Source organism: Nostoc sp. FACHB-892 (assembly GCF_014698795.1).
GTDB lineage: Bacteria > Cyanobacteriota > Cyanobacteriia > Cyanobacteriales > Nostocaceae > Nostoc.
This window is the reverse complement of the sequence record NZ_JACJTR010000005.1, coordinates 119,518-133,228: the sequence shown is the minus strand read 5'-3', so window position 1 is coordinate 133,228 and position 13,711 is coordinate 119,518. Positions and strand designations below refer to the sequence as shown.

4 protein-coding genes are annotated in these 13,711 nt (G+C 39.6%); all 4 read right to left on the bottom strand.

What is annotated here, in order from left to right; genetic code table 11:
* Positions 1-49: 49 nt before the first annotated feature.
* The 4 genes from H6G96_RS08925 to H6G96_RS08910 are packed head-to-tail and all read right to left on the bottom strand — an operon-like array spanning position 50 to position 13,699.
* Positions 50-1,453: an aspartate aminotransferase family protein gene (locus H6G96_RS08925; RefSeq protein WP_190911124.1), complete on the bottom strand. Its 1,404-nt coding sequence runs from the start codon at positions 1,451-1,453 to the stop codon at positions 50-52.
* 31 nt (positions 1,454-1,484) lie between these two features.
* Positions 1,485-5,915 (bottom strand): non-ribosomal peptide synthetase, encoded by a 4,431-nt coding sequence (locus tag H6G96_RS08920; RefSeq protein WP_190911123.1) that lies wholly within the window; start codon positions 5,913-5,915, stop codon positions 1,485-1,487.
* A 1-nt stretch (position 5,916) separates the two neighbouring features.
* On the bottom strand, positions 5,917-10,518 hold the full coding sequence (locus tag H6G96_RS08915; RefSeq protein WP_199339460.1) for a non-ribosomal peptide synthetase: 4,602 nt from the start codon (positions 10,516-10,518) through the stop codon (positions 5,917-5,919).
* 43 nt (positions 10,519-10,561) lie between these two features.
* Complete coding sequence (locus H6G96_RS08910) at positions 10,562-13,699, bottom strand: condensation domain-containing protein (RefSeq protein ID WP_190911122.1); 3,138 nt, start codon at positions 13,697-13,699, stop codon at positions 10,562-10,564.
* Positions 13,700-13,711 lie beyond the last annotated feature (12 nt).

Here is a 13,711-nt window from a genome sequence, read left to right as displayed (position 1 = left end):
TCCTATTAGTTTTATTATTAATTTTCACGTAGATTTGTCAATGCCATAACTATGGCAATAAACTACCTTCTCGCAGTTCCTTGATGCTATTTTTAACAGCTTGAATTACATATTCTAGGTCTTCATCAGTATGGGCTGTAGATAATAAGCCACCATTTCCTATTAGGAACACTCCTTGATAGAGAAGATGATAAGATATCAAGTCCATACTCTGTGAAGTAGAATCCCCAGAATTAGAAGCATCTCCTAAAGAAATAGAATTAAACATTGAACCGCAATTTGCTAATAGAATTGGTACTCCATCTGCTTGAAAGTAAGTATTCAGTTTTTCTACAAACTGAGAAGTCCGTTGATTTACTTGCTCTTGAAGAGCAGTCCCTTGATTTTTTAAATAGTTAAGTACTGCTTTGGCAGCAGCCATCGCCAAGGGATGTTTGCAGTAAGTTCCGCTAAAAAATGTTGTTTCTACTTGAGGAAAAGAAACATCCCCGTAGCTCCATACCCCACCATCAATTCTATCCATGTAGCTTGCTTTGCCAGCTATAACTCCAATGGGCAAACCACCACCGACAATTTTTCCATAAGTTGCTATATCTGCTTTGATTCCAAACCATGCTTGCGCTCCACCTAAATTAAGGCGAAAGCCTGTGAGCATTTCATCAAAGATTAATGCTGTGCCTGATTTTTGGGTGATTTCTCTTAACTGTAACAAAAACTCTTGAGGCTGTATATCTGGTCTTTCATCTTGAATAGGTTCAACTAAAACAGCAGCTAATTCATGTTGATAAGCTTTGATTACTTCTAACGATTTAAAATCACCATAATCCAAAACTAAAACATCTTGAGCTACATTAGGCAATACACCGGGGAAACGTGGAACTACAACTAAATTGTCGTCTAATTTCTGTCTTTTAACTAAAGTGCCATCAAAATGTCCATGATAAGAACCTGCAAACATAGCAATTTTTTGGCGGCCTGTTGTAGCGCGTGCTAGACGTATTGCCGTCATTACGGCTTCTGTACCTGTATTACTAAAAGTAACCCGTTCCATACCTGTGAGTTCACAGAATAACTCTGCAACTTCACCAGCTAAATCTGATTGTGGGCCTATATGTATACCTTGTTCTAGTCGCTCTTGTATGGCTTCTTTAATAAAAGGTGGATTATGACCAAAAAAACTTACTCCAAAGCCCATCAACAGGTCTATATATTCATTTCCATCAACATCCCAAATTTTAGAACCAGAAGCACGTTTGCCAATAATGGGATAGACTATTTCTTTAATGGTTTTGTTAAATCCCATAGAATTTCTTCTATCTGCAAGCACAGAACGATACGCTTGAGTTAGCTGTTTGGATGTTTGTGTGCGATTGGTGTAACGGGAAATAAAGTTTTCTAGATACTGCTGTTGAGGATTCACCTTGGCTGTAGTTGTTGAATTTGTTAATTGCATAGTATTAATGTGTGGCGAATTTTATAAAACATTAGATGTTGATCAATTTATGTTTGGGAGCCTCCAAAAATCCTTTTTGCATAAGATAAGACAAGTAAGTATTAAGCAAACTATCATCGATTGGCGGGCAAATGATAGAGGTATTTGCTAGCCCATCGAGTGTATTTTGATAATCAAACTTTAGTGCTGCTGAGTTATGATTCTGTTCACTAAGCAAGGGTACAAGTGGATATAGTGGATGTTCTGGATAGTGTTCAGCAATATTAATCAAATCTGCTTGCCATTGGTCATTAGAAATTTGTTGCAGTGGATAGCCAAGGGAGCGGAGTAATTTGATCAGCTTAATTGAATGAAAAGGTTGGGAATTTACAAAGTGAAATGCTTTCCCTATAGATTTTTCTTGTCTGGATAAATGGACTACGGCTTTGCTCACATAATCTACAGGAGCCATATCTTCAATCATATTGCCATCTGGCACTTTTTCAAGTTTTATACAGCCGATGATTAATCTGTATAAAAAGTCATTTTGATTGAATACTCCGGTTTTGCTGTGTCCAGAAACACGTCCTATTCTATGTATAGTTACAGGGAGGCCGCGATCGCGTGCAATTGTGACTAACTTTTCGGCAACCCATTTACTCTGGGTGTAGCCGCCAGATGGCACTTGATAATCATTGAAGTTATCTTGTTCTTGAACTATTTTTACGCCAGAATAACCTTCGGGAGAGAACACCCCATCTGTTGACATAAAATGCACGGGTTTGACTTTCGCTTGAGTTGCTAGTCTCAAAACTTCCTGAGTTCCTAATACATTTGCAGGCTTGAGTGTGGCGTATGGGGAAACATGATGAACCAATGCGCCATTGTGATAAATCACATCAATTAACTCAGCTAGTGCTTGAAATTTCTGCCGAGAAAGTCCCAAAAGTGGCTCAGATAAATTCCCTACAACTGCAATAATTCTAGAACTGAAAGAATTATCCCACACTAAGTATGATTTCAGGCTATTTTGAATTCTTTTTTTTCCCTCTTCTGGATTAGCCGCACGTACCAAGCAATAAATATCTGCATGAGTTTGTTTCAGGAGTTCATAAAGTAAAAATGACCCTACAAAACCTGTAACTCCAGTTAAAAAAATGTTAGTAGGCTCAGTTGGATATTTAATTGATGTCTTAGGACGTATCGTAGGATCAAGGACAGCTTCGGCTTCCCAATTAATTTGATTTTTTGAAGTAATAGCAAGAGTAGAATAACCCATGTTTTGAGCCGTTTCAATACTCTGGGCTAAACTAGCAATTGTTGGCATCTCCCACAAACTTCTTAAAGGTAATTCTATTTGCCATGTTTGACGTACTCTAAAAACAAGCTGTGTTAGTAGTAAAGAATGCCCTCCCAAATCAAAAAAGTTGTCTTCAATGCCAACTTGTTTAATCTTGAGCAATTCTGCCCAAATTTTCGCCAGTTGTTCTTCAATTGGTGTACGTGGTGCTATATACTTTATTTCTTTATTTGACAAGTAATGTTCAGCTATAGGTAGTGCCCGACGATCTATTTTCCCATTCGGTGTAAGTGGTAGTTTTTCCAGTAGTACAAAAGCAGAAGGAACCATGTACTCTGGTAGACTCTGTTTGAGAAAGTGTCGTAATTCTGGTATCAGTTTAATATTATTTTCTAACTCATAATTTTGAGTATTAGGAACAATATATGCTACTAGTCGCTTGTCATCAGGGTTATCTTCTCTAACCACAAGTACACTTTCTTGCACAAAAGAATGCTGAATTAGTTTGGCTTCAATTTCTTCTAGTTCAATCCGAAAGCCACGAATTTTCACTTGGTGGTCTACACGACCAAGGATTTCGATATTGCGATCATCCCGGTAGCGTACTAAGTCTCCTGTTTTATATAGCTTTTTGTCTGCTGCTTCGTTAAAAGGGTTGGGAATGAATTTTTCAGCCGTTAACTCAGGTTGATTGAGATAACCTCGTGCTACACCTTTACCGCCAATATACAATTCGCCGGGAATACCAATAGGAACTGGTTGCAAGTGGCTATCTAAGATATAAGTTTGAATATTAGAAACAGCTTTACCAATAGGTATTTCTTGGGTAAAAGTTTGCTCTGATAAGTCGCAAGTTGTAGCTACCACTGTGGCTTCAGTAGGGCCGTAGCTATTGACGAGCCTGATTTTTTTATCTACGCACTTTTGCCAAGTTAATACTTTATCAATTGATGCTTTCTCACCACCGATAATCACTAATCGTAGAAATGACGGTAAAGTTAATTTAAGTGCAGCTAACTCAATAGTTAATTGCTGCCAAAAAGCCGTTGGTAAATCTAAGACAGTTAGCAATTGCTGTTGACATTCTTTTAGAAAATGAGGTATTGAACTTAACATTTCATCAGTTCGCAGTACCAAAGTTGCTCCCTGTACTAAACAAGGAAAAATTTCTTCGGCGGCGGCATCAAAGCTAATGGAGGCAAATTGAAGAATGCGATCGCTAGAATTTATGCCATATTCTGTTATTGCTGCTTGTGTGTAGTTAACTAAAGACCCTTGTTCAATCATCACCCCTTTGGGTTTGCCTGTTGACCCGGATGTATAGATTACATATACTAAATTGTCAAGTTTGCTGTGATTAATGGGATTAGTTTGCGGTTGTTGTGCTATTAACTCTGCATTATCTATACATATAACTTTGGCTGGGGTATCTGGAAAATTTGCCAAGAGACATTCTTGGGTGAGCAACACTGACACTTGAGCATCCGCTAACATATACGCTAACCGTTCTTGCGGGTACACTGGGTCTAGTGGCAGATATGCCCCACCAGCCTTGAGAATTCCTAACAATCCAACTATCATTTTGAGCGATCGCTCAACACAAATCCCCACCAGTACCTCTGGCCCTACTCCCAGTTTTTGCAGATAGTGGGCGAGTTGATTTGCTCTTTGATTTAGTTCTCGATAGGTTAAAGATTGCTCTTGAAATACTACAGCTATAGCATCGGGTGTTTTCTCTACTTGTGCTTCAAATAATTGATGAATGCATTGGTCTTGAGGGTAATTAATTCCAGTATTATTCCACTCAACTAATAAAGTCTGCTTTTCTGCTTCTGTCAACAAAGGCAAATCTGACAGGCGCTGCTCAGGATTTGCAACTATACCTGTTAACAAATTACCTAAATGCCCTAACATCCGAGTTATGGCATCATCATCAAAGCGTTGGCGTAGCCCGCCGTAGGCATCGCGATCGTAAGCAATTTCTAATGACAACTCTTGGCCAGGTACGGCTGTCAAAGTTAAAGGATAGTTTGTCCTTTCATCCGCAACAACATTTGATATTTCTAAATTGCTAATTTGCCGTTTTGTAGTATCCACCGGGTAGTTTTCAAATACCAAGATGCTGTCAAATAAAGACATTCCCCGTGGTACTTCACTCCACCCTTGCACCTGTACTAAGGGGCTATATTCATATTGAGAAATTTCTGCTTGTTGAGCTTGAATTTGTTTTAGTAAAGCCAGAATATAAGTATCTGATAATACCTGTACTCTCAGAGGTAAGGTATTAATGAACAATCCCACCATAGATTCTGCACCCGCCAGCGTTACCGGACGACCAGAGACGGTGACACCAAAAATTACGTCTGTCTCGCCACTGTAATAGCTCAGAAGCCAAGCCCACGCACCTTGCACTAAAGTACTGAGGGTGATTTGCTGCTGACGAACAAGCGATCGTATTGCTGCGGTTTGACTAGCTGACAGTTTTATTTGTTGGCTTGCATGATTTTTGATTTGGCTATGAGTGCTACTCAGTGTTTTTTGAATACGTAGGTTAGTAGGAGCAGAAAAACCACTCAACTTCTGTCGCCAAAAAATCTCAGCCTTTGACAAATCCTGTTGATGTAGCCATTTGATGTAATCGCGGTAAGGACGGAGAGGCTCTAACTGTAATTCTTCACCTTGGCAGAAAGCAGTATAAAGTTTAAAAACTTCCTCCAGCAACAATGATGTAGACCAACCATCGGTAATTAGATGATGGGTGTTCCAGACGAATTGGTAAGTGTTTTCGCTCAGTTGAATTAACGCCAAACGCATTAACGGCGCTTGGATGAGATCAATACCTAAAGTGCGATCGCTCTCTAAAAAAACTGCTAACTTTTCTTGCTGCTCAGTAGGTGAAATACCTTGCCAATCGTAATGTTTTAAAGGTAGTTGCACCTGACGCAGCACTACTTGTACAGGTTCTTTTAAATTTTGCCAACGAAAACAAGTCCGCAAAATTGTATGACGCTGAATTACCTGCTGCCAAACCCGTTCAAATACAGGAATATTCAGTTGACCAGAAAGGGTACATGCTAACTGATTAAAATAAACTCCTGTATCTGGTGCAGATAGGGTATGAAAAAGTAATCCCTGCTGCATTGGTGAAAGAGGATAGAAATCCTCTACATTTTGCATACCCATGTTAAACGTCTCCAATTGCTGCAATAATGTTTTCTAGGTCAGTTTCACTCCACTGGAAATCTGATAAATCTGCTGGGAGCGAGTTATTTTCAGAAACTTGGTGAATTAGTGATCTCAACGCCTTGATAAAATTCTCAGCAAGATTATCAATCGTGGTTTGGTGATGAATTGCATTGCTGTAAGTCCAACTGATTTGTAATCGGTCTGCAACTACAATCGCGTTGATATCTAATAAATGGCGACGGCTTCCCTTTGGACTGCTTGCAGAACCAATATCTGCGTCAGCTAGGCTAAAGGTTGATGATTCTGAAAGGACTTGATCGGATTGTCCCAAATAATTGAACAGCACCTCAGCTTGAGGTAGGGTTTGCAGTTTTTCTGCGATTGATTCATCATCGCTAAGATAACGCAGTACACCATAGCCGATGCCGCGATTGGGAATCTCGCGTAACTGTTCCTTGATAGTTTTTACCGTCGTGGCTGAGTCAGAAGTTGCTGGCAAGTTTAATAATACTGGGAAAATGGTCGTAAACCAGCCTACAGTCCGCGACAAATCCACATCATCAAAAATTTCTTCCCGCCCATGTCCTTCTAAATCTAAAAGTAGTGTCGGCTCTCCCACCCACTCAGCAAAAGTTTGTACCAGTGCTGTGAGTAATACATCGTTAATTTGGGTTTGGTAAGCGGCTGGTACTTTTTGTAATAAAGCTTGGGTATCTGTCACACCCAAGGAAACAGATATAGTACGAGCCGAGACTGCTGTGTTCTCGCCTCTGGGAAAATCTGCTGGGATGCGGGAAACGTGACGACGGCATTCTGCACACCAGTATTCTAGTTCTTTCTGAAGTTCGGTTGACTGGGCGTAGTTTTTTAACTTTTGCGCCCACTGCTGGAAGGAAGTTGTTTTAGCTGGTAATTTAATTGCTTCACCCGCTTGTAGTTGGGCGTAAACAGTTTGAAAATCCTCTAGGAGAATGCGCCAAGAAACACCATCAACAGCTAAATGGTGAATGATTAGTAGTAAGTAGCTGGGCTGATTTGCGCCACGGTCAAAAATAGCCGCTTGTACTAACGGACTTTTTGAGAGGTTGAAACTAGCTTGTAATTTTGTGGCTGTAGAGGCGATCGCTAATTCTTGTTTCTGCTGTGACAATGTAGAAAAATCGTAGCGTGTCACTGTGATATCTGTGGGAATAGCGTAGACGCCAAGCGGCTTGTCGCTAGACATCGCTTGCTGCCATCCAGAAACTTCCTTGACAAAACGCAGCCGCAGTGCATCATGATGCAATATTAAATGCTGCATCACCTGTTGTAAAATTTCCGTGTCGAGATTTTGTCGCATCTCCAGCAAAATTGCCTGATTGTAATGGTGTGGCTCAGGTTGACTTTGCTCAAAAAACCAGTGTTGAATCGGGGTGAGCAATACCTCGCCTGTGACTAATCCTTGTTCTGCTTGGATAGTGCGAACTGTACCCGCCACTGTTGCTAATTTTGCAATTGTTTGGTTATCAAACATCTGTTTAGGCATCAATTGCAAACCAGCTTGATTAGCTTTAGCAATAATTTGGATACTCAAAATAGAATCGCCGCCCAGCTCAAAGAAATTGTCGTGGATACCTACTTTTTCCACACGCAAAACTTGAGTCCAAATGTCTGCTAATAATTTTTCAGTCGGTGTACTCGGAGCTACAAAAGTACCTGATTCGGCTCTAACTTGTTCTGGTGCTGGTAATGCTTTTGTATCTACCTTGCCATTAGTTGTCAAAGGCAGAGCCTTTAATGGTACAACAACCGAGGGAACCATATAATCAGGCAGTTTCTCTTGCAAAAAGCTTTGTAGAACGTTGATAGAACTGGGCGATTCTGCATTCCAAACAATGTATGCAGCTAAACGTTTGTTACCTGGAACATCCTCCCGTGCTATGACTACAGCTTCTTTTACCCCTGAATGCTCTAAAACTACAGACTGAATCTCTGCCAATTCGATGCGGAAACCGCGAATTTTTACCTGGTCATCGATTCGTCCCAGAAATTCCAGAACCCCATCTGGTCGGTAACGCGCTAAATCACCTGTTTTATACAGTCGTTCCCCTGGTTTATCAGAAAATGGGTTAGGAATAAACTTTTGTGCTGTCAATTCCGGCTGATTGAGATAACCTCTAGCTAATCCCAAACCACCAATATGCAACTCACCCGCTACACCAATAGGTACAGGTTGACAGTGTTGGTCAAGAACATATAACTGAGTATTAGCTATAGAATTACCAATTGCGACTGAAGTGGAAAGATTTTCTCCTATGGGTACTTGGTAAATGCAACAACCGACAACTGTTTCTGTCGGCCCGTATTCATTGACCAACATCGTATCTGGTGCAAACTCTCGCCAGAAAGCAATATCTTCAGTCAACAAATTTTCACCACCAATGATAAAGGCTCTGGTGCGACCTGCGGCTTCTTGTGGTGATAACATCTGAGACAGTAACTTTAGGTGAGCTGGTGTAATTTTCACCAAGCTTAAGTTAGAACGTGTGCGTAAAGCATTAGCCAGAGTTTCAATACCTTGGTCTTCTGAAAGAATTTCTACCCGATTCCCCACCAGTAATGGAGAGAAAAGGCTGGTAATCGTCAGGTCAAATCCTAAGGGAGAATGAACAATTGTTCCTGTACCTTGGTCAAGATTATAAGCTTGGCTACACCAACTCAGGTAGTTAACTAACCCTTGATGGTGAATTAATGTACCTTTGGGTTTCCCGGTGGAACCAGAAGTGTAAATGATGTATGCCAGATTTAGAGTTGTAATATCACTGGCTGGGTTATCTGTTGGCTGTTGGGTAATAGTTTGCCAATCAGTATCTAAGCAAATTACTTGGGTTGTATCTGTAAATGATAAGGTTGCTGCTAAATGTTGTTGAGTTAGTAGTACAGGTGTTTGAGCATCTTTGATGATAAATGCAAGACGTTCTTTGGGATAGGTTGGCTCAATTGGTAGATATGCTCCACCTGCTTTGAAGATACCTAATAAGCCGATGACCATTTCTAAGGAGCGTTCAACACAAATCCCCACTGGTACTTCTGGCTTAACTCCTAATTGTTGTAGGTAATGTGCCAGTTGGTTAGCACGGGTGTTGAGTTGGGTGTATGTCAACTGCTGATTTTCATACACAACAGCAATTTTGTCTGGTGTGCGTTTTACCTGTTGCTCAAATAATTGGTGTATGCTTTTATCTTTGGGATAATCAGCTTGAGTTTGATTAAAATCAGCTAGCAGTTTTTGTAGCTCGTTTGGCGGTAATATCTCTAATTCACTAATTGCCGATAACGGATTTTTTAAGATGCTGTGCAATAAAGTCTCAAATTCTTCTGTTAAACGACTTATATTTTCAGGACTAAATAAGTTAGCGTCATAGTGAAATTCTACAGTCAAATAATCGTTGTGTTCTAAACAGGAACATTTTACTTTAAACTTGTCTATACAGGCATATTTCTTGTAAATTAAAAAGTTAATATTAGCAGCAGTATATTTATGATTTTGTGATTCAAAATCAAAACAAAATGGAAAATATGATGTAGTTGTATCCTTATTAGCTTTAATAATTTCCCAATTAAAACTATCTTGCCATTCATGATTTTCTTGAAGGCGATCTTGAGTTTTTTGTAAAACTTCTTTAAAAGAGCTAGTTGGATTTAAATGACTATGTAAAGGTAAATATTTAGCAAATAATCCTAGCGCTGATTCTAGTTCTTCGTAATTACGACCATCGCTAGCCGTACCAATAACTATTTCCGATTGTCCAGTCAAGCGCATCAGTAGCACTTGCCAACAAGCCAATAATAATACGGAAACAGAAGTATTATGTTTCTGGGCTAAAATTTTAATTTCGTTAGTAAAATTAGGATTTATTTGCAAGCTCACAACTTGAGGCTGAAACTCTTGATTGACTTGCAGTTGATTTTCTAAAGGCAAATGTAAATCCAAAAGGTGAGCAATATCCTTTTTACGCCAATACTCTCTACCTATTGCTGTATCTTCTGATTCCAGTAATTCATTTTGCCATTCAGCAATATCAGCATACTGGAGGATTTCATCAGATAATTCTTTATCTTGTAAACAAGCTGCGTAAGAACGACTGATTTCACTCACCAAATTCTTCAGAGTTGCAGAATCTGCACACAATGCGGGTAAGCTCAAAAGTAATATATATTTTTGCGGTGATAAAGTTATTAGGGAGATACGCAAAATCTTACCTTTTTCGTAATCAAAAGGCAAATTAAGCATCTTTTGAAAAATTACGTTAATCTTAGCTTCTTGTTGCTGAAGTTGCCAGCCACTTAAATCATAGTCGTCTTGCCAGCAGATGCTACCATCATTGATTACTTGAACTGGAATTTCCATCCCCGTTAAGCGCTGAAATTTAGTCCTAAGTATTTCATACTTATTAACAACATTTTTTAACGCTTCTTTAAGGTTAGCTATGTCTAGCTTCCCTTGAATCAAAACTGCTACTTGGGCGCGAAACGGCGTTTGCTTATCTGTGTGTTGTAACAACCACAGATGTTTCTGGAGTGGAGAAATTCGAACACCTTCAAGAATTTGGGTTTGCATAATATTTGAAAATCAGGATTTTATTGAGGCAAAGGAGATAGCATTATGAATTGCTGTTGATATTTGATTTTTGTTTAATCTTCATTAACTTCTGCCGAACTGTATTTTTATACTCTTTTTCTTGAGTCAGTTGTTGTTGATAGTCAGATTCTTTCAGTTTTTCTACTAGCTGGTTAAGTTGGATATCTGGTTGTGTAACCACACACCGCAAAAGCGTTTCTAAATGTTCTGTCATACGAACTATAGTGCTGGGTTCAAATAAATCCGTTTTATATTCAAAGCAACCACTAATACCTTCCGGCTGTTCTGAAAGTAGGAGTCCTAAATCAAAGGGAGACCTCTGCTTGTTAGTTTCAAATGGGCTAAGGGTGAGATCGGGTAAAGACAAAGTGAGTTTTTGAATATCTGGTGTGCCTATATTCTGGAAAGCAAACCACACTTGAAACAGTGGATTATAATTTAAGTCTCGTTCTAGCTGCAATTCTCCAACTAACTTTTCAAAGGGCAAATCTTGATGTGCATAAGCTCCTAAAGTTACTTCGCGTATCCGACGCAGCAATTCACTAAAACTAGGGTTTCCTGAAAGGTCTGTCCGCAGAACTAAACTATTGACAAAAAAGCCAATTAATCCTTCAATTTCACTGCGGTTGCGATTGGCAATAGCTGAACCTACAAGGATGTCTTCTTGCTTGGTGTAATAGTAGAGCAAGGTGTTGTATGCAGTTAGTAGGTTCATAGAGAGAGTGACATCTTCTCGCTGGCTGAGTAATTTAACTGCATCGCTGAGGTCTTTGGGTAGTTGGAATGATTGGGTTGTGCCAGTGTAAGTTGGCTGCAAAGGTCGAGGTTTGTCTGTAGGTAACTCTAGCTTTGTCGGAGCGTTTTGGAGTTGTTGTTTCCAATAAGCTAATTGAGTTTCTAGCACCTTTCCTTGCATCCATTCTCTCTGCCAAATAGCAAAATCTGCATACTGAATTGGCAAGTCTGGGAGTATTAGCGATTTGCTTTGGCAAAAGGCTGCGTAAAAGTCTGCTAGTTCCCGAATGAATATCGCCATTGACCACAGGTCGGAGATAATGTGGTGCATTGTCAGCAGTAATACATACTCTGCTTCGTCTAGCTGTAGTAGTATGACTCGTAGTAGTGGCCCTTGAGCTAGGTTGAATGGGCGTTGTGCTTCTTCGAGTGCAATGCGCTTTGCTTCAGCTTCTCGTTGTTGGGGCGATCGCTCTTTTACTCTTAGGTCTACTATCGGTATAGTAATATCCGTAATCGGTTGAATTTTCTGAACTGGTTGCCCTTCGACTGTAGTAAAAACTGTGCGTAAGGTTTCGTGACGACTGACAACTGCCTTTAGACTTTGCTCTAAGGCTGTGATGTTTAATAAACCAGTTAAGCGCACACCTGTAGGCTCATTATAAGTATGATTGCCTGGGTCTAATTGATCGAGTAACCATAGCCTTTGTTGAGCAAAAGATAAAGGTAAGTTTTTACTCCTATTAACAGGTTTTATTGGCGGAGTCTCCAATTTTTCCCCAGTTCTGATTTTAGCTTCTATTCTCTGGGCACATTCTGCTATGGTTGGCGACTCAAACAAATAACTTAGCGGTATCTCTATCTTAAAAGCATCTCGAAGGCGAGATATTACCTGAGTTGCTAACAGGGAATGTCCGCCTAAATCAAAAAAGTTATCATTATTGCCTATATATTCTCTGCCAATAATTTCTATCCATATCCCTGCCAATACCTCTTCCACAGGAGTGCGTTGAGTTTGTATAACTTGGTTTTCTGTAACAGGTGCAGATTTTTGTACAGGTCTAACTTTTGGAATTTGCTCCAGAGGAATTTGCGCTAAAAGTGTTTGCAGTGTTGCTTCTGGATCAGAAATAACCCTGTTTAACAATGTTAAAAAATGCTCTAAAATCTGCTCTACATCAGCACTATCAAAACGGCGTTGATCATAAACGCATTTTAAATGGAGTTCTGAGTTAACAGTTGCTAAGAACGTGAGAGCATATTTAGTCTGTGCGCCAATGGAACGCGAATCAGATATGTTAATTTTCAGGTCAGCAGACTGTAATGTATTTATATCTACAGGATAGTTCTCAAAAACTAAAAGACTTTCATAGAGAGGTAAATGCCCTGGTAGTTCACTGCATTCATGAACGATTCCTGCATTGCTGTGTTCGTATTGGCGTAACTCCAGATTATAATTTTGGATATTGTTGAGCCAGTACCATAACTTTTCTTCCTGATCAATTTTTACTCTTAAAGGTAAGGTATTAATAAACAGCCCAATAGTTGATTCGATTCCTGGCAAATTTGCTGGACGACCGGAGACTGTAATCCCAAAAACTACATCATCTTCAGTACTATAGCGGCAAATAAGTAGCGCCCAAATTCCTTGAACTATAGTGTTCAATGTTAGGCGATGAGATTTTGCTAACGATTTGAGGATTGCTGTGTTTGTGGCATTTAAATATATTTCTTGCTCACCATATTTTGGTTGATTAGTACTATCACTTAGGGGTTCTGCTCTTATTCCTAACGGGGTAGGTTTGGTAAAATCTTTTAAGTTTTTTTGCCAAAATTCTTTAACTTGTAATTCATCTTGTTGTTTGAGCCAGGCAATATAATCTTTGTAGGGGCGAACTGGTTTAAGGTATAAATCTTGACTTTGAATTAAAGCTTGGTAATAAGATAAGAATTCTTGAAATAATAACGGACCGCACCAACCATCCATGAGAATATGATGAGAAGTCCAAACTAATTGATAAGTATTTTCATCAGTTTGAAAAAGTGCCAAACGCATCAGAGGTGGTTGAGATAAATTGAAACCGCGATCGCGATCGCTCTGAAGATAAGCTTGTAGTTGTGCTTGTTGTTGTAGTAAAGAATATTCTCGCCAGTCTTGCTGCTCCAATGGTACTGCTGCTTGTCGCAAAACTACCTGAAGTGGCTGTTCCTGCTCCTTCCAGACAAAGCCTGTTCTTAAAACTGAGTGCCGCGCAATAATGCTCTGCCAAGCTTGCTCACAAGCCGACACACTCACATTTCCTTGTAAAGTGCAAATAGATTGCTCAAGATGAATACCTGAATTGGGAGCAAATAATGTCTCAAATAACATCCCTTGCTGGGTTGGAGACAATGGATAAATAGCTTCAATATTTTTCTTATTCATTGCATTTTCCTC

Excerpts from the sequence above, each read along its gene's own strand:
- H6G96_RS08915 (WP_199339460.1), bottom strand. The coding sequence starts at position 10,518 with ATGCAAACCCAAATTCTTGAAGGTGTTCGAATTTCTCCACTCCAGAAA.
- H6G96_RS08920 (WP_190911123.1), bottom strand. The coding sequence starts at position 5,915 with ATGGGTATGCAAAATGTAGAGGATTTCTATCCTCTTTCACCAATGCAG.
- H6G96_RS08925 (WP_190911124.1), bottom strand. The coding sequence starts at position 1,453 with ATGCAATTAACAAATTCAACAACTACAGCCAAGGTGAATCCTCAACAG.
- H6G96_RS08910 (WP_190911122.1), bottom strand. The coding sequence starts at position 13,699 with ATGAATAAGAAAAATATTGAAGCTATTTATCCATTGTCTCCAACCCAG.